The sequence below is a fragment of the Pseudomonas lactucae genome (genome assembly GCF_016937615.1).
Classification (GTDB): Bacteria; Pseudomonadota; Gammaproteobacteria; order Pseudomonadales; family Pseudomonadaceae; genus Aquipseudomonas; species Aquipseudomonas lactucae.
Genome location: NZ_JAFHKI010000129.1, coordinates 15,471 through 35,739, shown reverse-complemented (window position 1 = coordinate 35,739; position 20,269 = coordinate 15,471). Strand labels below are relative to the sequence as shown.

Here is a 20,269-nt window from a genome sequence, read left to right as displayed (position 1 = left end):
GATGGGCGTTCTGGGCTTTTTTATCGGCAGAACCTTCCCGTGTTCACGCAGATATTTGTCGTTAATCTCCTTCAGCTGGCGCCGTCTCCACGCTTACAATCAAGCCCCTCAAAGGGAACCGATTCCCTTGTTGTCGTGATTGAGGAAGGCAATGGAAACCCCAGATATCCTGGTGCTGCAAGCCAGCTACACCAACCCGGTACACGCCCAGGCCATTGGTCGTGTACTCAACCATTACGCCGAAGACCCGATGGGCGGCGGTCACAGTCTGTCCGCTGATCTGTTGGTGCAACTGCCGGCCGAACTGGCCAAGCGGCCCCATGCATTCAGTGTGCTGGCATTTGTCGGCGGTGAACCGGCGGGGCTGGTGAATTGCTTTGAAGGGTTTTCCACCTTTGCTTGTCGCCCCTTGGTCAATATCCATGACGTGGCGGTGATGGCGTCGTTCCGTGGCCTGGGGCTGAGCCAGAAAATGCTGCACAAGGTCGAGGAAATCGCCCGGCAGCGCGGCTGCTGCAAGATCACCCTGGAGGTGCTCGAAGGTAATGCCGTGGCGCAGTCAGCCTATCGCAAGTTCGGGTTTGACGATTCGAAGTTTGATCCGGCCTATGGACGCATGTTGTTCTGGCATAAACCGCTGGATAAATAACAGTTAAAAAAAAGGCGCCATTAAATGGCGCCCGTAAACCTTGGCCAAAGGAGCGGAATGGCGTGAGGGTGTTGCGAATTAAACAAGTATTAACTCAGCGTTAAGTTAGCTCTTGGGTTGTTGCTGATCGGCCGTTTCGGTTTTCGGGTTCTTGCCGTCCGCCAACGCGGTCTGTTTTTCCAAACCGTGGATTTGTTGTTGCGAGAACGCGAAGTCATTGTAGAACTGCTTCGAACGCTCCGAACCGCCTTCTGCAAACGCGGCGGCGGAGGTAAGGGTCATCAGGCTGGCAAATATCAAAGTCGAAAGTTTCATAGGAGTTTCTCATTAAGTGTGATCGTTGTCCGTTCGGTCCCTGAGCAGATGTGTGGGCCATAGTGGCGCGATCTTATTAAGTGGGAATTAACCCGAGAAACTTCCAACGTTAACAATTTCGTTAACGTTGGATCATTCGCTTTTATAACTTCCAGTGAGGAAGAGGCTGACCAAACCTGGGACGTTCTAATACACGCTGAGGTCAAACGCAGGACGCCTTATCGTGCGTTACGGGGCTGGTTTTTCCTGGAGCACCACATCTGCCGGGCTGGCCTTCTTCGGCTTGATCAGGCTGAAGTCAATCAAGGCTTTCTGCTGGCGCAAATAAGGGTTGCCGATCAGCAGCGGTCGCGCCTGGAAGCTATCGCTGACCAGGCTTTTGCTGCGGTCCAGCTCGTTGAAATCCAGCCCGGCCAGGTCGGCCCAGGTGTGGATCAACTGCGAGCTGCTGTAGGGTCGTTGCAGGTCCCCGGCAAAACTCCAGTCGTGGTTTTCGCGCCATTTCGGCGAGGCATAGGCCATGAACGGGATCGTGTACATCGGCGCCGTCGGTTTGCCTTCGTTACGCCCCAGGGTGGCGTGGCCGGCCGAGTCGTAGACGTCTTCGCCGTGGTCCGAAAGGTACAGCAGGAAGCCGTTGGGGTCGGTCTTGGCGTAGTCCTTGATCAGGCTGGACACCACGAAATCGTTATACAGCACGGCATTGTCGTAGCTGTTGTAGGTGGGCAGTTGATCATCGCTGACGCCGTCGGGCACACCCTGGCGGTAGGTAAATTTGTCAAAGCTCGGTGGGTAGCGGTACTGGTAGCTCATGTGTGTGCCGAGCAGGTGCACCACGATGAACTTGCGTTCGGCCGGGTCGGCCAGGGCCTTGGAGAACGGCGCCAGCACGTCGCCGTCGTACTGACGGGCGTTCTGGTTGCGGTTGTTGTTCAGGTATACCTGCTCGTCGGCCTGTTCGGAAAAGGTCGTGAGCATGGTGTTGCGCTTGGTCATGGTCTGCTGGTTGGTGATCCAGTAGGTCTTGTAGCCGGCTTGCTTCATCACGCTGACAATCGACGGCGTCTTGAGGTACAGATCGGGGTTCTCCTCGTCGGCGAACGTCAGCACCTGTTGCAGTGCCTCGATGGTGTAGGGGCGAGGCGTGATGACGTTATCGAACACTGCCAATTGGTCGCGCAGCTTATCCAGTTCCGGCGTGGTGTTGCGCGGGTAACCGTAGAGGCTCATACGTTGGCGGTTGGTGGACTCGCCGATCACCAGCACCAAGGTCGAAGGCTGGCCGGCGTGGTGTCCTTGAGGTTGGTCAAGGGTGGGATCTGACTGGCGCTGTCGAGCATGCCTTGCATGTTGTCCAGTTGTTCGGTGTAGCGGTGGTAGGCGACGATCATCTGCCACGGCACGGCTGGCTCGATGCGCGATTCGAAGCGGTCAATCGCGTCGTCCAAGGTGTCGCTGCGGGCGATCTGCTTGACCAGCGGGTAGCCGACGATCGCCACCACGATCACGGTCGCGGCCACGAGTGCCTGCGCGCGCGGCAGGTACACCGGGCGCACGCGGGTCCACAGGAAAATCGCCACGGCGGTATGGGCAATGAACGCCAGCACGATCCACCAGGCAAAGTACTGAGTGGCATATTCGCCGGCCTCGGAGATGTTCGACTCGAACATGATGAAGATGACGCTTTGGGAAAACTCCTGCTGGTAGATAAAGAAATAACCCAGGCTGGCCATGGAACAGGCCCACAACACCACGCCGATCAAGGCGGACAGCAGGCGCGTACGGCGTGGGAATATCAGCAGGGGGGCGAGCCACAGTGCGCTCATGAAGAAGGCTTGACGAAAACCGCTGAAGCCGGACGTGCCGCTGAGTTGGATCAGCAGTTGGGTAATACCCGAGAAGTACCAGAAAAACACGAATAGCCAGCCAAGACCGGCCCAATCAAAGCCTTTCGCAGACTTAGTGCTGCGTTCGAACATCGCCATCCAGCGCTCCAACCTGATAATTTTTCAATCGACGCGCAGGGCTGCACGCAACAGGGGCCACCCTTGCATGGGATGGCCCTTGGGGGCGGGAGTATCGGCGATGACGTGTGAAAACTTTGTGAGATTTCTGTAGCCGCTATCTTACAAAGCGATGACCGGGCTCAGCAGAGCGCAGGCTGGGCGCCAGCGGGCTGATCGAGTTGGGCTTGAATGATATGGGCACGCAGGCGCATGACCTCCTGCTGCAGTTGTTCGCGTTCGTCTTTCAACTGGCGCAGCTCATCTCGACGGATAGAAACGTAGAGGGTCTGTGGAGGACGGGTCATCTGTGCTGTATTCATTGCTTGCCTCGCAAATAGGCGGTGTGTCGCGGTGTGCCAGAACGCTTGAGTCGAGGTTCTCGGCAGCAGTCAGGGCGATTCTGAATTCTTTTTCACGTCAATGGAACTTTTTTATTTTTGGTGGTCGTGTGACTTTCGCTGCCGTGATGGTGAAACGATGGCAACTTTTTTGTCATGAAACTACAAGGTTCTGCCCCTGACTAACCCTCATTAGCCTCATTGCGCTATAAACTATGTCACACATTTTTTAGCAGTTAGGAGCATCAGCACATGCAACTGGGGATTATCGGACTAGGCCGCATGGGCGGGAATATTGCACGGCGCCTGATGCTCAATGGGCATACCACCGTTGTTTACGACCGTAACGAAGCATTTGTCAAAAACCTCAGCGAGGAGGGCGCTACTGGCGTTGCCGACTTGAAGGCGCTCGTCGCCGGGCTGCAACAGCCGCGTGCCGTGTGGGTCATGCTGCCCGCTGGCGACCCGACCGAAAACACCATTAATGAGTTGAGTGAGCTGCTGGAACACGGTGATGTGATCATCGACGGCGGTAACACCAACTATAAGGATGACGTGCGTCGCGGCAAGGCACTGGCCGAGAAGGGCCTGCACTATGTTGATGTCGGTACCTCCGGCGGCGTCTGGGGCCTGGAACGTGGCTATTGCATGATGATCGGTGGCGACACCGAAACCGTACAGCGCCTTGACCCGATCTTCAAAAGCCTGGCCCCGGGCCTGGGCAGCATTCCGCGCACCAGGGACCGTTCCGCCAGCGCCGACCCGCGTGCCGAGCAGGGCTACATCCACGCCGGCCCCGCGGGTGCCGGGCATTTCGTCAAGATGATCCACAACGGCATCGAGTACGGGATGATGCAGGCGTTTGCCGAAGGGTTTGACATCCTCAAGACCAAGAACTCGGAAAACCTGCCTGAAGACCAGCGCTTTGACCTGAATGTCGGCGACATTGCCGAAGTATGGCGCCGTGGCAGCGTGGTCTCGTCCTGGCTGTTGGACCTCACCGCCGATGCGCTGGCCACCGACCCGAAACTCGACGGTTACTCCGGTTCTGTGGCCGACAGTGGCGAAGGCCGCTGGACCATCGAGGCCGCCATGGAACAGGCGGTGCCGGTGCCGGTACTGTCCACGTCGTTGTTCGCCCGTTTCCGCTCGCGCCAGCAGAGCACCTACGGTGACAAAATGCTGTCTGCCATGCGCTTCGGCTTCGGCGGACACGTGGAGACTTCCAAAAAATGACCGCCAACGGCAAGAAAACCCAGGCCGAACCGGCTCCACCCACCACGCTGTTTCTGTTTGGCGCCCATGGCGACCTGGTCAAGCGCCTGCTGATGCCGGCGCTGTACAACCTCAGTCGCGACGGGCTGCTGGGTGACGGCCTGCGCATTGTCGGCGTGGATCACAACGCCATCAGCGATGCCGACTTCGCCAAGAAACTCGAGGATTTCATCCGCACCGAGGCGGCAAGCAAGGTCAGGGGCAGTGCGGACAATGCCCTCGACCCGGCATTGTGGGCACAGTTGGCCAAGGGCATCAGCTATGTCGAGGGCGACTTTCTCGACGACAGCACCTACGCCGACATCGGCAAGAAGATCGCCGCCAGTGGCACCGGTAACGCGGTGTTCTACCTCGCCACCGCGCCGCGCTTCTTCAGTGATGTGGTGCAGCGCCTGGGCAGTGCCGGACTATTGACGGAAACCGACGACGCTTTCCGTCGTGTGGTGATCGAAAAACCGTTCGGTTCCGACCTGGCCACCGCCGAAGCGTTGAACGCCTGCCTGCTCAAGGTGATGAGCGAAAAGCAGATCTATCGCATCGACCATTACCTGGGCAAGGAAACGGTGCAGAACATCCTTATCAGCCGTTTCTCCAACGTGCTGTTCGAGGCATTCTGGAACAACCATTACATCGATCATGTGCAGATCACCGCCGCCGAAACCGTTGGCGTGGAAACCCGGGGCAATTTCTTCGAAAAAACCGGCACTCTGCGCGACATGGTGCCCAACCACCTGTTTCAGTTGTTGGCCATGGTGGCCATGGAGCGCCGGCGGCATTCGGTGCCGATGCCGTCCGTGGCGAAAAGGCCAAGGTGATCGGCGCGGTACGCCCCTGGTCTCTGGAAGATGCGCGGGCCAACTCGGTACGTGGCCAGTACACCGCCGGCGAAATCGGGGGCAAGTCGATGCCGGGCTATCGCCAAGAAGCCAACGTTGCGCCCGACAGCAGCACCGAGACGTTCGTCGCCCTCAAGGTGATGATCGACAACTGGCGCTGGGTCGGCGTGCCGTTCTACCTGCGCACCGGCAAGCGCATGAGCGTGCGCGACACCGAAATCGTGATTTGCTTCAAACCGGCGCCTTACGCACAGTTTCGCGACACCGAGGTGGACGAGCTCAAGCCCACCTACCTGAAAATCCAGATCCAGCCCAATGAAGGCATGTGGTTCGACCTGTTGGCGAAAAAGCCCGGGCCGACCCTGGACATGGCCAACATCCAGCTGGGGTTTGCCTACAAGGACTTTTTCGAAATGCAGCCGTCGACCGGGTACGAAACCCTGATCTACGACTGCATGACCGGCGACCAGACCTTGTTCCAACGGGCCGACAACATCGAGAATGGCTGGCGTGCGGTGCAGCCATTCCTTGACGCGTGGAAGGAAGACGATGGCATCCAGACCTATAAGGCCGGTGAAGATGGCCCGGCGGCGGCCGATGCGTTGCTGGCCCGTGATGGCCGCACCTGGCACAGCCTCGGATGAGTGATGCCACGATCCATCCCATCCGTTTTATCTTGAGTGACGTTGACGGTACCTTGCTGCATCCCGATCACAGCTTCAGCCAGCGTACGGTGGACGCAGTTCGCGCTCTGCGCGAGGCCGGGGTGTTTTTCAGCCTGGCCAGCGGGCGCCCGCCCAAGGCGATGTTGCATTTGATCGAGACATTCGGCATCGACGTGCCGGTGGCGGGTTTCAACGGCGGCACGCTGATCAACCCCGATGGCAGCATACTGATTGCCCATCACCTGCCGGCGGAGGCGGCGCTGATAACCCTGGCGCTGTTTTCGGCCGAGCCGGACGTGGAGGTGTGGGTATTCGCCGACGGCGACTGGCTGCGGCGCGATCCGCCGGGGCCGATGGCTCAGCGCGAGGCCGATGGCCTGGGGTATGGGCCGGTGGTGGTGGAGAGTTTCGAGCCCTACCTGGACCGGGTCGACAAGATCGTCGCCGCCAGCAACAACACACAATTGCTGGTGGAGCTGGAGGCGCAATTGCAGCCCAGGGTGCAGGGGCTGGCACAAGTGTCGCGTTCGCAACCGGTTTACCTGGACGTTACCGCGATGTTGGCCAATAAAGGCGAAGCCTTGAAAACCCTGGCAACGCACCTTGGCGTGCCGCTGGAACAGACCGCTGCCATGGGTGATGGCGGCAATGACCCGGCGATGTTTCACGTGGCCGGTTTATCGATTGCCATGGGGCAGGCCGAAGAAACCGTCAAGCGCCAGGCCAATGTGGTCACCGGCAGCAATGTCGAGGATGGCGCGGCCGAAGCAATCGAGCGGTTTATTCTCGCGGCGCGATAAGTACCTGACCCGATAAGCGCCTTAACGTTATACGGCTTAACGTGCGATGACTGTTCTGCAGCCATCGCAAGTTGGCATCGACTTACTTCGGCATTGCCCACGACAGTAACTGGTGGCCATCTTTGTCGAGTTCGGCGCGGGCCTGCAACAGCAAGTTTTCCAATTGCGCCGGATCGGTATAGGTGTTCGATGATAATTGTTTGCGGCCGATACGGGTGTTGGTGCGGTCGACGACGCTCAGGCTCAGGGCGCCATTGCCATCGTGCCAGGCCACGCACTGAAAGGGTTGGAAAGCACGGTCTGCGATCAAAAGAGCTTCGTTGATGCGGAGCGGGGCGTTCATGTGGGTCTCTCTCTAAATGCCCATTCAAGTGAGTACCGGCGGTTGGGCTGACCGTGCGGTGGGTTACTTGTACTGATGCACGATGGCCGGTTACGGGTCACATGTTAGAACACATATTTTTAACTTTCCCTGACTGACATCATGTAAGTGGCTGTTTTGAAAGCGCGATGAACATTGGCGCGATGCATCACTTCCGTGCCGCAAACCCGCAAAGGTGGCTTTTTGCCCGCACTTATAGCAAAACGGTACAAGGCCGGCGTCAAGATCTTGCTAGTGTTAGCGCCAAGCGTCACAAATCGTTGTTTCTTAATAACTTTAAAAATTCTGGCGCCAAGGAATGATCATGCTTGCTACACCTGCGCGTCGCTTGCTTGTGGTCGACCCCTGTGACGATTGCCATGGGTTATTGCCTGGTTTGCGCACCGCCGGGTGGGAGGTAGACAGCTGTGCATTGGAAGCGGTGGGCGAGCGTTCCTGTGATATCGGCCTGTTGCGCCTGCAGCCCTATCACCTGGAGCGACCCGAAGCCGTCAAGGAACTGATTGGCCGCAGCGGCACGGAGTGGATCGCCGTGCTCAGTCAGGACGTTCTGCGCTTGCAGAATGTCGGTGATTTCGTCTGCGAATGGTTTTTCGACTTCCACACCTTGCCGTTTGACGTTGCCCGCGTGCAGGTCACCCTGGGTCGCGCCTTCGGCATGGCGCGCCTGCGCGGTAAGGGCCATACCCCGGTGGACGAAGGCCATGAATTGCTGGGCGACAGTCGGCCGATCCGTGAGCTGCGCAAGTTGCTGTCCAAGCTGGCGCCTACGGAGTCACCGGTGTTGATCCGAGGCGACAGCGGCACCGGCAAGGAACTGGTCGCCAAGACCTTGCATCGTCAGTCACAGCGTCACGCAAAACCGTTTGTCGCGATCAACTGCGGGGCGATCCCTGAACATCTGATCCAGTCCGAATTGTTCGGCCATGAAAAGGGTGCGTTTACCGGCGCCCACCAGCGCAAGGTCGGGCGTATCGAAGCCGCCCACGGCGGCACCCTGTTCCTCGATGAAATTGGCGATCTGCCGATGGAGTTGCAGGCCAACCTGCTGCGTTTTCTCCAGGAAAAGCACATTGAACGGGTCGGTGGTACCCAGCCGATCCCGGTGGATGTGCGCGTGCTGGCGGCCACTCACGTCGACCTTGAAGCCGCAGTCGCCAAAGGGCGCTTTCGCGAAGACTTGTACTACCGGCTCAATGTGCTGCAAGTCGTCACGGCGCCGTTGCGCGAGCGGCATGGCGACGTGGTCATGCTGGCCAACCATTTTTCGCGGTTCTATAGTCAGGAAACCGGTCGTCGCCCGCGCAGTTTCAGTGAAAACGCGTTGGTCGCCATGGGGCAGCACCCGTGGCCTGGCAATGTGCGTGAGTTGGCCAACCGCGTACGCCGTGGCCTGGTGCTTGCAGAAGGGCGCCAAATCGAAGCCGTTGATCTGGGATTGGTGACCGAACAGGCACATTCGTCACCCATGGCGACATTGGAAGACTACAAGCACCGCGCCGAACGCCAGGCGTTGTGCGATGTGCTCAACCGGCACAGCGACAACCTGAGTGTCGCGGCCCGTGTGCTGGGCATTTCCCGGCCGACGTTCTATCGGTTGCTGCACAAGCACCAGATCCGCTAGGGCGGGTAAACCGAAAAGCCCCGCAACGACCCTTATCGTTGCGGGGCTTTTGCGTTGTGGTAATCGCCTGCGATTCGGTCAGAAGTAGTACGGGAATTTCAGGCTGAACGTAAAGTCCGGCGCATCGTCGGTCATGCCGATCGCCAGGTTCGGCACGATGGTGAGGTTGTCCGAGGCCGCAATGGTCATCCCCACGTTGAAGTAACCGGCGTTGGCATCGCTGGAGACCACCGATTGCCAGTCCCCGCCATTAGGCTTGAGCCGGCTCTTGCGTTGCACCAGGTCGGACACCGAGAACGACATGCTCATTTTTTCGTTGAGGGCGAAGGCCACCCCGACGCCGAGCTGGAAGCTGTCGCCCAGGCTGACCTTGCCGCCGACCTTCTGGTTGACATCGCTGCTGATGTCGCTGAACGAGTCTTCGAAGTTGTGGGTATAGGACAACGAACCGAACAGCACTGCCGGGTCGAAGGTCTTGACCAGCGAGATGCCGGGAGTGATCGACCAGACCCCGTTGCCCGTCGGCAGGCTTTCCGGCACGAACAGGTTGTCGTTATTGGGCGAGCCGATCAGCTTGATACCAAAGGGCTCTTTGCCGGTTGGCGCCTTGACCCGCACCGACACCACGGCATCCGGAAGGGAAGGGGTTTCGTCGAGGAACTTGTACGCCACGCCGAAGTTGACGTCGCCGATGGTCGGGTCGCGGGTCACCGACTGTTCCGAGGTTGCGGCGCTGCTGTTGCCGGCGCCGGCCGACTGGTAGGTGGATTCGCGATAGACCACGGGCACGTTCACGTCGAATTGCCAGCGGTTATCGAGGTTGTAGCGCCCGGTGAGGTCGAGGGTCCAGTTGTCGGACTTGATCCGGTCCAGGTTGATGTTGCCGAGGAAGATCGAGTCCAGTGCCAGGAAACCGTTGAGGGTCAGCTGGCGAGCATCGTAGCGGGCATAAGTCACGCCGGTTTCAAAGCTGAACCTGCCATTGCCGAAAAAACCGCTGGCTTCGTTATAGAGGTTGCTCACGCTTTGCGCAGGGGCCGAGTCGTCCTTGAGGGACTGGCCGTAGGAACTGCCGCCACCGCCCGCGCCACCGGATGCCGCCGCCGCGCCCGTACCGGCGACAGTGGTGCCGCTGGCTTTTTGAAAGTCTGCCGGGGATTTGGCCAGGCGCTTGGGCGCCGGTGTCGCCGGTTGGTCCTCTACCTGGCGCACCCGTTGTTCCAGCACCGCCAGGGCTTTTTGCTGCACTTCGTAGCGCTGCTTGAGTTCCAGGAGTTCCTGTTTGAGTGTTTCGATATCGGTATCTGGCGCGGCATACAGAACGGATGCGGGCAAGAGCGTACTTAAACAGACCACCGCGCGAAGCGATAACGATCGATGCATGAAATAAGCCGTCCTTTTCTAATGCGTAAGTGTCGAGGCTCAGCGTAGTTCAATAACCGAGGGTGCGTAGGGCTTTGAGTTGATCGAGGTTGCAGTTCAATGCGCCGTTGTTCAAACCGTTATTGTTCATTACCACGTTGAGCTGGGTCATGTTGTTGACGAAGTTGGTGTTGCCAGTCAAAACCGTGCCTTGCAGCACGTTGCCGCCACCGATCTGTTGCAGGCTGTTGCCCTGGTTGTGGTTGGCCTGGATCGCCATCTGCAAGCCGCCGTTATTGGCCGACACACTGACACGGCCGGCCGCGCTGTCGCCGGTCACTGTGCCGCCGGCCACCAGCACTTGCCCCGATTGCACCAGGTTGGCGGGGGCCAGGCCGTTCTCGACGGTGATCCCCACGTTGTTGTAGGCGGTGTTGCCGTCACCGGCGGCACGCACGCTTTGTGTCACGCCCTGGCCACTGCCCAGGCCGGCACCGCCGGTAACGTTGCCGGTACCTGTGTTCGGGTTCGTACCGTTGCCGGTCGAGCCAGTGGTTTGCACATAGAATTGCGGCGTGATGGTCGACGCGTCGACCTGCATGCTGGCCTTGCCGGTGAGGGTGTCGCCCACGGCATTGGTCCAGGTACTGCTCATCACAATACCGAAGCTGATGATCCGCCCCGGCATCACATAACGGCCGCGCAGATCGGCCATTTCCGCATCCTTGAGTTCGATCGGTTTGAACGCCGATGAAGCATAAGCGGGCATCGAGGCTGCCAGACACATGACCGTCAGCCAACGGGAAGTGTTCATCTTCTGCTCCTGGAGCGTCCTGCCCCTTATTGCGCTTCTTTTAGAAGAAGTCGCTCTGGATGAAACCGAAATCCATCAGCTCGGCATCGCCTACGGGCCGGAACTCATTCAACTGGTTCTTGGCGGTCAGCGGCGTGGGCGGGTCGAGCAAGACATTGGACTTGTCATAACCTTCACCGAGCACGGCGAAGACGATGCCATTCCAGCCCTTGACGAAGTCATCGCGCGAATAGCGCTTGTGGCCCAGCACCGGGTCACCGATATAGACCCAGTCCTTGTCGGCGCGCTGCATCACCACGAAGTGCTTGTAGCCACGAATTTCCAGGAGTACCACCACAGGGACTTTCACGGTCACCAGGGTGTCTGGCGCGATTTTGTAGCCCCGGGCACGCATGCCGATGCTTTCGAGGTAGCGCTTCATGTCCAGCATGGAAAAACCCTGGGTACGCACCAGGTCCTGGTCGGCCGTGACCAGCATGCCTTTGATGATGTGATCTTCGTCGACGTCCAGCCAATAGGCTTGGCGCAGGATGGTGGCGAGTGCCGCGGCACCGCAGCTGAAATCGGTTTTCTGTTCCACCAGGTTGGCGAAGCGGCGTTCGCGGATACTCTCGACCTTCTTGAAAATCACCGCACCGCCAGGCATGGCGGAGATCGCCATGGTGCCTGCCCACGCAGGGCCGGTGAGCAACATCAGGAGGGCGAGGGTCGCGCGGCGCATGATCGAATGACCTGGTGGACACTGGAATAAAAAAGGGCCTTGTTGCCAAGGCCCGTTGGATCAGAAGCGCACGCCGCTGGCGCAGACGGTGCAACCTTGACCGATCGACAGGCTGTTGCTGCCTTGGTTGCCCGAGCCGGACTGCAGGTTCACACCCACGTTGCCGGAGTTGCGGTTGACCGAGTTGTCGAGGCTGGCGTTGTTGGACACGTATTGAGCGTTGCCGCCATGGCCATAACCGTGGCTGCTGGCTGCCGCGTTGAGGAAGCTGTTGCCCAGGGAGTTTTGTTCGGTGTTGGCGGCCGCGGCAATGTTTTTGCCGTCCGCGGTCACGATCGCCAGGTTGTTTTTACCCTGGTTGCCTTGACCGGCCTGGCCGTTATAACCCACGTTGCCGGAGTTACCGTTAACCGAGTTATCCAGCGAAGCATTGTTTTGCGTGCCTTTGTTGCTGAAGCTGCTCAGCACGCTGTTTTGATTCACATCGACCACACCGAATACGGTGGCGGCATCGCCTTTGGCGCTGGAGATGGCGGCAGAGTTGTCAGCCTGGTTGCCACTGCCGGATTGAACGTTGACCCCAACGTTACCGTTGTTGCTGTTCACCGAGCCATCGGCCGAGGCGTTGTTTTCGGTTTTGGTGTCGTCGAACTTGTTGACCGCGCTGTTTTGTACATCTGTCACCACAGCCGCGATGGTGCCGGTAGGTTGAGGCGCAGGGTGCCAGCCACCACCCGCTTGAGCTGCGGCAGCCATGAGTGCGGCGAGCGCGAAAACCATTGGTTTCAGGGCCATTTGAGGTTTCATGGTGTTTCTCCTTGCTTCTAATTAGTTGGTTAAGTGTTGGTACGGTCCAGCGAGTACTACCAAGCGTTTACTTGATAGTGATGCCCAGGGTGTTAGCCACTCGGTTCCCCACCCCGGCACTCTGGTTCACCTGAATCACTCCTCGGCTGCCTGTGAAGGCCTGGTCGCTGGTCACGACAAGGCGGCTGCCAGTGGTGGGGGTGAGCCCTGAGTCGGTCAATTGCGTCGTGTTCTGTTGCAACAGGACGCTGTCATCGATGCTTTGCGGGCCAGGGTTGATGCTGATCCGCACGGCGTTGATAGATTGGTTATTGGCCCCGGCGGACTGGTTGATGCCCAGTACGCCGTTGCCGCTGGTAAATGAGCTGCTCTGGATCGCCGCCTTGGCGTTCAGGGACGGGTCGACGCTGCCGTCCATACGCTGGATATTCAGGTTGGTGGCTTGGCCACCGACGGCGATGGCGCGGCTGTTGGATGTCTGGTTCTGCGTGCCGGCCGCCTGGTTGATCGACAGCACGCCGTCGTACTGTTTGCCGCTGTGGCTGATCACGGCGGTGTCGTCGGCCATGACCGGGGCGCTGGCCAGCAAGGCGAGGATGAGCAGGGCGCGATTCATGGCTTGCCCCCCATCATGCTGCCGATGTTATTCAGGGGCGCCATGCCGCGCTGGATCGAATCGCTGATCTGCCGCCCATGCCGCTGCCACTGCCATGACCGCCGGCCGAGCCGGCCCCCAGAGTCGACAGGCTCCCTTGAGTGGCATGCAGGCCGGTCATGGTGTCGTTGGTCTGAATGACGCGCACGATGCTCGAACCGCTGCTGACGTTGCCGAAATCGCGGTCACTGAGTTCGCCGGTGGCCGCCATGACGTCCTGGCTGGGATTGGCGTTGGCGGTGCTGGGGTAGGGGTCTTTACCGAAGGCGGGGCGGCCGATCATGTGCGCTTGCACATTGCGCCCGGTCACGATCACACCGTCACCGGCAAAGCTCGGTGCACTGATGCCAAGGCTGAGTACACAGCTGGCCAGCAGTCCCTTCATCAAGCTTTGAGTGAATGTGATCACGGCGGTGTTCCTTATGCTCCGCGCTGACCCTAAACAGCGCTGAAAGGAATAGAGCAGGAGCCGTGCCGCTTTTTATTTATCGTTATTATTCAATTAGTTGAAGTTATTGTAAGGCAAAGTGCCGTCACTGCTGTTTCAAAGATGAGACAGTCCTGAATCAACTGCGCAGGTTCGGCCACGCCGCAAGTGATTCAGCTGGCTGTATCATGGGCTTAACACCGTATGTGACAAAACCATGAATCCGCGCCCTGCAAGCGGTTCAGGGCAGGGCAGTGTTTCAAAAATGGACACAACAGGCGCGAGCAAGCACGGGCCCGCCTGGCGATGTCAGCCTTTGGGGATTTTACGCGGGATGGAATTGAGGACGGGGTTCCCGTCCTGGTTCTGGGTCAGGTAGACCGGTAGTACCTTGGGCAGGGAGGGGACGAGGTTGTTGACCTCGTTGAGGTTGTAGATTCCGCCGATGCGAATCGCGCCGGTGCTGGCATCGGCCAGCATCACCGGTTTGGCAAGGTAGCGGTTGATCAGCGGCAGGGCATCGGCCAGGGTCAGGTTGTCGAGCACCAGCTTGCCCTGGCGCCAGGCCAGCGCGCCGTCATCGGGGTTGATCGCCTTCACGCTTGGCGTGGCTTCTCCGGGCTGATAGCTGGCCTGCATGCCTGGCGTCAGCGGCACGCTGCCGTGCACGGGGTTGCTGGAAATCTGTGCCGAGCCTTCGAGCAGCGTCACCCGAACCTGGTCCTCGTACGTCCAAACGTTGAACTGGGTGCCCGTCACGCGCACCTGGCCTTCGCCCGCCCGCACGATGAACGGACGGGCACTGTCATGGCTGACCTTGAAAAACGCCTCGCCTGTTTTCAGCGTGACCCGGCGCTGGTCTTTGTAGTGGCTGTAGACCAGCCGGGTGCCCAGGTTGAGTTCGACCTGGCTGCCATCGCCCAGCGTCACCTGGCGCAGGCCATGGGTCGCCTCGAACTGTTCGCAGGAACTGGGCAGCCAACCGGCTTCCCAGCCGGTGATGGCCGCCACGGGCAAGGCGAGCAGGCACACGGCTACGGCCTTGGCGTACGTTCTGCCCCGGCTACGCGGTTTGAACGGCGCCGCTACGGGGGGCGGTTCGCTGCGTGGCAAATAGTCGGCTACGTCCCAGATTTCCAGCATCGCGGCGTATTCGAAGGCATGCAACGGATGAGCATCGTGCCACTGTTCAAAAGCCTTGCGTTCCTGTGTCGTGCAGTCACTGGCGTGCAGGCGCATGCACCACTGCGCGGCGGCATCGGTGATGGTGTCGTATTCGGCTTCTGAAACGGGCTTTTCGGTCATTGATGCATCCTGATTTCCCACATTCTAACCCCCACGGCCGAACGGCGAGAACAGCCGTCATGGCGATTGCACATCAACCGCGTGCTCAGGCTCCCGTATCCAGCGTGCGGCCCAGTTCACTGATCAGGTAGGTCACCGAGTCAGCGTTGGCCAGAATGGTGTCGATGCGTTTGTCGGCGTTGCTCATGAAGATCGAGCGAGCGTCAGCAAGGGAGGTGGCACCGGTGGTACTCAAGACTTTCTTCATTTGTAAGTGTGTTGAAGGGTTGTCGCCAAAATCCTCCCACAATTGGGAAACCGCGTCCCATGCCTTGAACAGCATCGTCACCGGGGTGGCCAATGACAGTGCGGTTTCGCGGAGATCTTCCAGGTCGGTCTTTATCAATGCGCCCCCGGGAGCGTTGACGTTGATCAAGTCCGGAAACGGCCGCATGCTGTCCAGGTAAGCCAGGTCTTCGGTCGAGGATCGGATGTGGGTGATCTCATGAATCAACACGGTCGCTCGCGCATGGGCCGATAAGTTGAACGGTGTGTTCAAGCGGTTCTGGTACATGTCCATGTGCGGGTCGAAGAAGCGGTCCAGCAAATAGATCTTGCGCTGCGCATCATCGGGCAGCACAAACGCGTAACTGTCCTGCGGACTGTAGCGAGGGGTGCCGCTGACAAAACGCTTTGAATCGGGGCCGACCAGGGTGTGGTTTATCAACTCATCGAGCACCTCGTCGATTCGCCGCTCGATCCTTTGCACCTGGTCGGTCGTGAGCGTGACGATGCCAAAGAGCTCGCTGAAAAAACGCCCGAGCCGACTGTTGGCATCGCGCAGTGCTGTAAAGTGGACAAGGTTGCGTTTGCAGGTGACCGTGTAATACGTCGCCACGTTGAGTGCTTCATCGATGCATTGTGCCTTCCAGTTGGACAGCGCAGTAATCTCCTGCATGCCCACCGCTTCAATATTGATCAACGATCGTTCGGCCGAGCGGGTGTACAGCCTGCCCGCGTAGCGGCTCAATGTCTTGCCATAGCGTGGGTTATGCCGGTCCAGGTCGAGCGTCCATTCGCCCTGGGCGTTTTGCTGTACGTATGGGCCACGCAGCTCACCTTTGCTCAGGCGCCAGCCATCACCGGTTTTTTTTACCGGGTACACCTTGCCGGCCAGTGGCACATAGTTGCGGATATTGGGCCTGTCTCGGTACAGGTGAGGCTGCGTGGTCTTCTCAAGGTCGTCCAGGGCGACATCGTGGCTTTCAAAGGCTTGCAGCCGAGTACGTTCGGGCTCCGTCACATCCAGCGTGCCCAGCGTGGTGGCCGCCGGCTGCGACGGTTGCAGCCATGGCTCCTGCGTTACCGGCTCCTCGGGCGGCGCGGTTTGGGGCAGCAGATCCTCCAGCGCCCCGCGCAGAGTGGCCATCTCGGCGACACCCAGTGCGAACATCTTCAGCGCCTGGTGCCAGTGGTGTTCCTGCAGGTCCTCGGCGGAGGCCTTGAACAGTTTGTAGCTGCGCCATACCACCAGCGGGTAAGCCAGTTTGCCGGCCATGAATTGCAAGCCTTTGGGAATGCCCTGGGTCAACAGGCTGGTGACCGCCTCCCAGGTTGACTTGCCCAATCGGGAGAACTGGCTGGCGAGCATCTTGAGCAGCATTTCGGCGTTGTCGTCGAACAGCCGAGTCAGCAGGTTGCCGGTAATGGGTGACACACCCAGACGGATATCAGAAGGCCCTTTGCCGAAGCGCTGATTCAGCAAATTACGGTAAGTGGCTTGATGCGCGGTTTCCAACTGTTCCAGTACCCAGTCCTGCAGCGCGCCGGGCGTGATGAACTCATTGAGAAACGCGACGTCGTTCGAATACTCCTTCAATGAATGCGTGGGGCTGTAGGGCGCATACAGGACCACAGGGCCAGGAGCACCGGACGTTGGCCCGATCAGGTAACAGCCCAACGCCTTGACCTTCGCGGCCCCCTCGGTTGCGATCAGCTCAAGCGGGCGAATGACGGCTTGGGCCCCACGTACGGCGGCGCGCGCCAGGGCATCGGGCATGTCGAAGACTTGCTGGATAAAGCCCCAGGCGGATGCCGACAGCCGCTCGTCAAGCATGTGTTGATGGGCGTATTGCATGACTTGCCAGGGCAGTTGCCGACAGAACAGCTCGCGGCGCTCCTGCGTGCCTGCGGTCTGGCTTTTGAGGTGTGCCGTCAACTGCTGCTGAAAGTGCTTTTTCAGGTCCAGCTGTCGAACCAGTTGCACCACGGCATTCCCGTCCAGGGTTGCCGGCAAGGGCGTAGCGGTGCGCGAGCGCGGCCGGATCGCGTCGCCGTTCAACTCAGGCAAGTGCCGCAGGGCGAAATCCGTCAGCGTCTGGATATTGCCTGTCAAATCGATGTTTCCAGGGATCAGTACGTTGTCCGGCGTAATGTCCTGCTCGGGAAAACGCGCTTTGAGCAAGCTCGCGAGGACGCTTTGAGCGCTCTCACGAATGGACCTGATGCCGTGAAGGTAGTCACGTTCATCCGGTGCGCTGACGCGGTACTGTTCGATCAGCTCGGCCTGCAGGATCTGGTCGCGAGGCGTTGCCATGCCCAGCCATACCGGTAGTGCCTGCTGGAGGATCATTGCACGCGCGATTGCAATCGCCCTGGGCAGATTGGACGGCGGTGCGCGGCGGATCAAGCGGTCCATGCAGTATTGAAAGCGCTGTGCGTTCAATCCCATCGAAAGCACATGGTCGATTTCATCACGTATGAAGTCGCTATAGGTCTGTTGGCGGTTTTTCAGCAGATCGTCGTCGATTCGCTGCAACGGACCAAGCCTGTAGGACTGATGGGGAAGACGTCGCGAGACGGGCATGTTTTCCAGCAGAGGCAGGCGCTCCAGCGGGTTTTGCAAACGTTGTTCCAGGGCGTCGAGCAAGACCTTGACTGACGCAAAGGCTTCATAGCCGCAACGCGGTGTCCATAACAGCGCCGTGCCTGAGTTATGGGGGTCGATGCCGCCGCGTTCGGTCAGCACAAAACAATTGGCCAGGGCTTGGGGGATGGCGTCGAGGCCAAGGTTCAAGGTCAAGCCGAAGGCATCCGGTATAAAACCGTTCAGGCCATGCCGGGTCACCCGGGTCAGGCCGTCGGCGTTCAGAGAGGCGTCCAGCAACGCCAGCGTTGGCTCCGGTAAGCTTCTGGACAATCGTCTCAAACGGGCTTCGCCGATCAGCCCTTGCAACAGGCCATGGCTCAGGTGCGTTTGGTTCTTTTCCAGCAGCAGGTGCGGCAGCGTGCGCAGGTCGCTTTGAACAAAGGACTTCAGCACCTGCTCGATGATCGCATTGAACGTCTGGGTCGAAAGACTGGGCAGCCTAAAGGCGCGGCCCGCGTCGCGTTTGCCGTAGAGCCCGGTGTGCAGAGAGTCTGTCAGTGCTTCGCTTTGCTGGGCCAGGCGCGCGATAAAGTGCTGGACCATATTTGAAGACTGTTGTGGAAGACGGTCTTCTTGTTCCCGCGCCTGGCTGGCATAGGTATTGATATGGATATCATCGGCTTTCAGGTTGAGATGTCTCTTGGCGATTTCCATGTTCAGCGCATGGGCCACCAGGTCGCGCAAGGTGTGATGCTGGCTGCGCTCCAGAGCCAGCGCGGTTTCGATCGTTTCCAACCGTCGCACGTGCAGCTTGGCTTTTTCCGCCTGGACGGTGCTGGGGCGCCCATTGCCGCTGGTGATGGGATGCACCGTCCAGCGCCCGCCGCTTGTTTGCTCCAACAAACGACTGTCCAGCATCATGCGCACGTCCAGGGCACTGTCGAGCAGTGCCGCCAGGTCAATGCTGCCTGCACTGCGGCGAAACAGCCCCAGCGCGCAATCCAGGTTGTCGAACTGCTTGGTGACGACGTCCTCGATCATTTCCAGGAACACATCGTCTGCGACCGGCTGGCCATGGACCTGTATGTGATCCATGCCGATAAACACGTTGCGCTCGCCCACGGACATAAAATTGAGCAACTCATCTTCATGACCTGCGGCTTTGAGCATGCTCAACAAGGTGGCGGTGAGGTCCTTGAGGTCCTTGAGCACCTGCAACCCACGCGATTGGGTATAGAGATAGGCGTGGGAGTTGCTCATCATCAGCGTGCTGGCGAGGTCGACGTAATGTTGAAAGGGCGCATGCACCCGCACCTTTTCCAGCTTCAACTGACTGTCCGCCGCATCACGCAAGGTCTTGTTGGGCAGTAACATGGCGCGCAGTATCCGGCTTTCGTCGCTGGAGACGATTTCGTCCTGGTGCTTGAACAACAGGTCGGCGCGGAACTTGTCGCTCAGGACCTTGGCGAACAGTTGCAGGCGTGACTCACCCCCCTTGATGTCTTCGTTCCAGTAGGTCTGCAGCAGGCTGTTCAATAATCTGGAGAGGATAGCGCTGGTTTGTTCCACCACGCTGTCCCAGCGTTGTTGGTCTTCGGCTCGTTGCTGCGGGGTCAAGGCGCTGGGGTCATAGCCGGTATTGACGAAGGTGTGGGTCTGGTCCGTCGGCCAGGCATGCTTGACGTAAAACTGCAGCAGCGCCTCGTTGAGCGGTAGGGAGGCGACCCAGCGCGCCCCGTCGTCAGTGGTCGTACGGCTGAAGAAGTTAACGCGGGTGTCGGCCTGGTTGAGGCCGGGAAAGTAGGAACGGGCCATGATGCCGAGCAAGATGTGGAGCATTCCATCCAGGGTGGGAAGTTTGCGCAGTTCCTGGAGCATCATCGTTACATTTTTGTATTGTCCGGCCCGGATGGCGCTCTCCTGGTCTTGCATCACTGCGCCCTCGATGACCGACGTGGTGAGGCTCAGGTGCGCAGCCGTCGGCAGTTCGTCACGCTCTGTGATGGACAGAAAGTGCAGTAATTGGCGGCGCTCGTCCGGGTCCCGCAAGCGGGCCTCCATTTCAATGAGCAGGTCGGCGCGGCTGTCGAACAGCTCCAGGCCGCCATAGGGGGTGTAGAGCACTGCTTTTTCTGCATCGGGGGTCGGGCTCATGATAAAGGTGCCGGCCAGTGGCATGACGCGCTGGCCGAGGCGGTTGATCAGCAGCCGTTCGACCCGCATGCAATACCCGTGCAGTGTGCGGTTCTGGCGTGCGGCATCGGTGGCGTAATACAGCGTGTGCAGCCAGTCCAGGTCCTTGAGCGTGAACCCCAGCGCACGCTCCCGTGGCGTCGGCTCTTTGCGTTTGATCGGGCGCAGAAATTCATCGAAAAAATACGGTGGGGAGACTTTCGCCATGGTGCACGCTCCATCAATGCGGCGGTTGTGAAGCCTCACG

General features: G+C 59.4%; 14 protein-coding genes and 3 pseudogenes. 5 read left to right on the top strand and 12 right to left on the bottom strand.

The window, feature by feature from the left end; translation table 11 throughout:
- Nucleotides 1-151 precede the first annotated feature (151 nt).
- The gene (locus tag JWR98_RS22055) at nucleotides 152-649 is read left to right on the top strand and encodes a GNAT family N-acetyltransferase (RefSeq protein ID WP_205491189.1); all 498 of its coding nucleotides are present in this window, start codon (nucleotides 152-154) and stop codon (nucleotides 647-649) included.
- A gap of 105 nt (nucleotides 650-754) precedes the next feature.
- Here the strand turns inward: JWR98_RS22055 and JWR98_RS22050 are convergent, their stop codons facing one another.
- The 3 genes and pseudogenes from JWR98_RS22050 to JWR98_RS22040 all read right to left on the bottom strand — a co-directional run bounded on the left by JWR98_RS22050 (nucleotide 755) and on the right by JWR98_RS22040 (nucleotide 3,290).
- The gene (locus JWR98_RS22050) at nucleotides 755-964 is read right to left on the bottom strand and encodes a hypothetical protein (RefSeq protein WP_205491188.1); all 210 of its coding nucleotides are present in this window, start codon (nucleotides 962-964) and stop codon (nucleotides 755-757) included.
- 228 nt (nucleotides 965-1,192) lie between these two features.
- Nucleotides 1,193-2,949: pseudogene (locus JWR98_RS22045) on the bottom strand (phosphoethanolamine transferase CptA).
- 161 nt (nucleotides 2,950-3,110) lie between these two features.
- Nucleotides 3,111-3,290 (bottom strand): DUF6026 family protein, encoded by a 180-nt coding sequence (locus JWR98_RS22040; RefSeq protein ID WP_205491193.1) that lies wholly within the window; start codon nucleotides 3,288-3,290, stop codon nucleotides 3,111-3,113.
- Between the two features lie 270 nt (nucleotides 3,291-3,560).
- Between JWR98_RS22040 and gnd the strand changes: the two genes are divergently transcribed.
- From gnd to JWR98_RS22025, 3 genes and pseudogenes are all read left to right on the top strand, one after another.
- Nucleotides 3,561-4,544, top strand: a complete 984-nt coding sequence (gene gnd / locus JWR98_RS22035; RefSeq protein ID WP_078732957.1) for a phosphogluconate dehydrogenase (NAD(+)-dependent, decarboxylating) — start codon at nucleotides 3,561-3,563, stop codon at nucleotides 4,542-4,544.
- A pseudogene (gene zwf / locus JWR98_RS22030) lies at nucleotides 4,541-6,063 on the top strand (glucose-6-phosphate dehydrogenase). The gene gnd and the pseudogene zwf overlap by 4 nt, the downstream one beginning before the upstream one ends.
- On the top strand, nucleotides 6,060-6,884 hold the full coding sequence (locus JWR98_RS22025) for a Cof-type HAD-IIB family hydrolase (protein WP_078824416.1): 825 nt from the start codon (nucleotides 6,060-6,062) through the stop codon (nucleotides 6,882-6,884). The pseudogene zwf and the gene JWR98_RS22025 overlap by 4 nt, the downstream one beginning before the upstream one ends.
- Nucleotides 6,885-6,966: 82 nt before the next feature.
- On the opposite strand, the gene JWR98_RS22020 is transcribed toward JWR98_RS22025, so the two are convergent.
- Nucleotides 6,967-7,227 carry a hypothetical protein gene (locus tag JWR98_RS22020; protein ID WP_078732960.1) on the bottom strand — a complete coding sequence of 87 codons (261 nt, stop codon included), beginning with the start codon at nucleotides 7,225-7,227 and terminating at the stop codon, nucleotides 6,967-6,969.
- 343 nt (nucleotides 7,228-7,570) lie between these two features.
- On the opposite strand from JWR98_RS22020, the gene JWR98_RS22015 reads away from it, so the two are divergent.
- Complete coding sequence (locus tag JWR98_RS22015) at nucleotides 7,571-8,890, top strand: sigma-54 dependent transcriptional regulator (protein WP_078732984.1); 1,320 nt, start codon at nucleotides 7,571-7,573, stop codon at nucleotides 8,888-8,890.
- Nucleotides 8,891-8,968: 78 nt separating this feature from the next.
- On the opposite strand, the gene JWR98_RS22010 is transcribed toward JWR98_RS22015, so the two are convergent.
- The 8 genes and pseudogenes from JWR98_RS22010 to JWR98_RS21975 all read right to left on the bottom strand — a co-directional run bounded on the left by JWR98_RS22010 (nucleotide 8,969) and on the right by JWR98_RS21975 (nucleotide 20,229).
- The gene (locus tag JWR98_RS22010) at nucleotides 8,969-10,273 is read right to left on the bottom strand and encodes an autotransporter outer membrane beta-barrel domain-containing protein (protein ID WP_078732961.1); all 1,305 of its coding nucleotides are present in this window, start codon (nucleotides 10,271-10,273) and stop codon (nucleotides 8,969-8,971) included.
- A gap of 49 nt (nucleotides 10,274-10,322) precedes the next feature.
- On the bottom strand, nucleotides 10,323-11,066 hold the full coding sequence (locus JWR98_RS22005; protein ID WP_078732962.1) for a hypothetical protein: 744 nt from the start codon (nucleotides 11,064-11,066) through the stop codon (nucleotides 10,323-10,325).
- A gap of 40 nt (nucleotides 11,067-11,106) precedes the next feature.
- On the bottom strand, nucleotides 11,107-11,787 hold the full coding sequence (locus tag JWR98_RS22000) for a C39 family peptidase (RefSeq protein ID WP_078732963.1): 681 nt from the start codon (nucleotides 11,785-11,787) through the stop codon (nucleotides 11,107-11,109).
- A gap of 60 nt (nucleotides 11,788-11,847) precedes the next feature.
- Nucleotides 11,848-12,594, bottom strand: coding sequence for a hypothetical protein (locus JWR98_RS21995; protein WP_078732964.1), 747 nt, complete (start codon nucleotides 12,592-12,594; stop codon nucleotides 11,848-11,850).
- Between the two features lie 67 nt (nucleotides 12,595-12,661).
- Complete coding sequence (locus JWR98_RS21990) at nucleotides 12,662-13,210, bottom strand: adhesin (RefSeq protein WP_078732965.1); 549 nt, start codon at nucleotides 13,208-13,210, stop codon at nucleotides 12,662-12,664.
- Nucleotides 13,207-13,634 (bottom strand): annotated as a pseudogene (locus JWR98_RS21985) (hypothetical protein). Before JWR98_RS21985 ends, JWR98_RS21990 begins: the two are co-directional and overlap by 4 nt.
- Nucleotides 13,635-13,985: 351 nt before the next feature.
- Nucleotides 13,986-14,981: a FecR family protein gene (locus tag JWR98_RS21980; RefSeq protein ID WP_078732967.1), complete on the bottom strand. Its 996-nt coding sequence runs from the start codon at nucleotides 14,979-14,981 to the stop codon at nucleotides 13,986-13,988.
- Between the two features lie 85 nt (nucleotides 14,982-15,066).
- On the bottom strand, nucleotides 15,067-20,229 hold the full coding sequence (locus JWR98_RS21975) for a dermonecrotic toxin domain-containing protein (RefSeq protein ID WP_205491186.1): 5,163 nt from the start codon (nucleotides 20,227-20,229) through the stop codon (nucleotides 15,067-15,069).
- Between the last annotated feature and the right edge of the window lie 40 nt (nucleotides 20,230-20,269).

What these genes read in the sequence shown, in the direction of transcription:
- JWR98_RS22010 (WP_078732961.1), bottom strand. Translation starts at nt 10,273, where the DNA reads ATGCATCGATCGTTATCGCTTCGCGCGGTGGTCTGTTTAAGTACGCTC.
- JWR98_RS21995 (WP_078732964.1), bottom strand. Translation starts at nt 12,594, where the DNA reads ATGAAACCTCAAATGGCCCTGAAACCAATGGTTTTCGCGCTCGCCGCA.
- JWR98_RS22005 (WP_078732962.1), bottom strand. Translation starts at nt 11,066, where the DNA reads ATGAACACTTCCCGTTGGCTGACGGTCATGTGTCTGGCAGCCTCGATG.
- JWR98_RS22050 (WP_205491188.1), bottom strand. Translation starts at nt 964, where the DNA reads ATGAAACTTTCGACTTTGATATTTGCCAGCCTGATGACCCTTACCTCC.
- JWR98_RS21975 (WP_205491186.1), bottom strand. Translation starts at nt 20,229, where the DNA reads ATGGCGAAAGTCTCCCCACCGTATTTTTTCGATGAATTTCTGCGCCCG.
- JWR98_RS22040 (WP_205491193.1), bottom strand. Translation starts at nt 3,290, where the DNA reads ATGAATACAGCACAGATGACCCGTCCTCCACAGACCCTCTACGTTTCT.
- JWR98_RS22055 (WP_205491189.1), top strand. Translation starts at nt 152, where the DNA reads ATGGAAACCCCAGATATCCTGGTGCTGCAAGCCAGCTACACCAACCCG.
- JWR98_RS22020 (WP_078732960.1), bottom strand. Translation starts at nt 7,227, where the DNA reads ATGAACGCCCCGCTCCGCATCAACGAAGCTCTTTTGATCGCAGACCGT.
- gnd (WP_078732957.1), top strand. Translation starts at nt 3,561, where the DNA reads ATGCAACTGGGGATTATCGGACTAGGCCGCATGGGCGGGAATATTGCA.
- JWR98_RS22015 (WP_078732984.1), top strand. Translation starts at nt 7,571, where the DNA reads ATGCTTGCTACACCTGCGCGTCGCTTGCTTGTGGTCGACCCCTGTGAC.
- JWR98_RS21980 (WP_078732967.1), bottom strand. Translation starts at nt 14,981, where the DNA reads ATGACCGAAAAGCCCGTTTCAGAAGCCGAATACGACACCATCACCGAT.
- JWR98_RS22025 (WP_078824416.1), top strand. Translation starts at nt 6,060, where the DNA reads ATGAGTGATGCCACGATCCATCCCATCCGTTTTATCTTGAGTGACGTT.
- JWR98_RS22000 (WP_078732963.1), bottom strand. Translation starts at nt 11,787, where the DNA reads ATGCGCCGCGCGACCCTCGCCCTCCTGATGTTGCTCACCGGCCCTGCG.
- JWR98_RS21990 (WP_078732965.1), bottom strand. Translation starts at nt 13,210, where the DNA reads ATGAATCGCGCCCTGCTCATCCTCGCCTTGCTGGCCAGCGCCCCGGTC.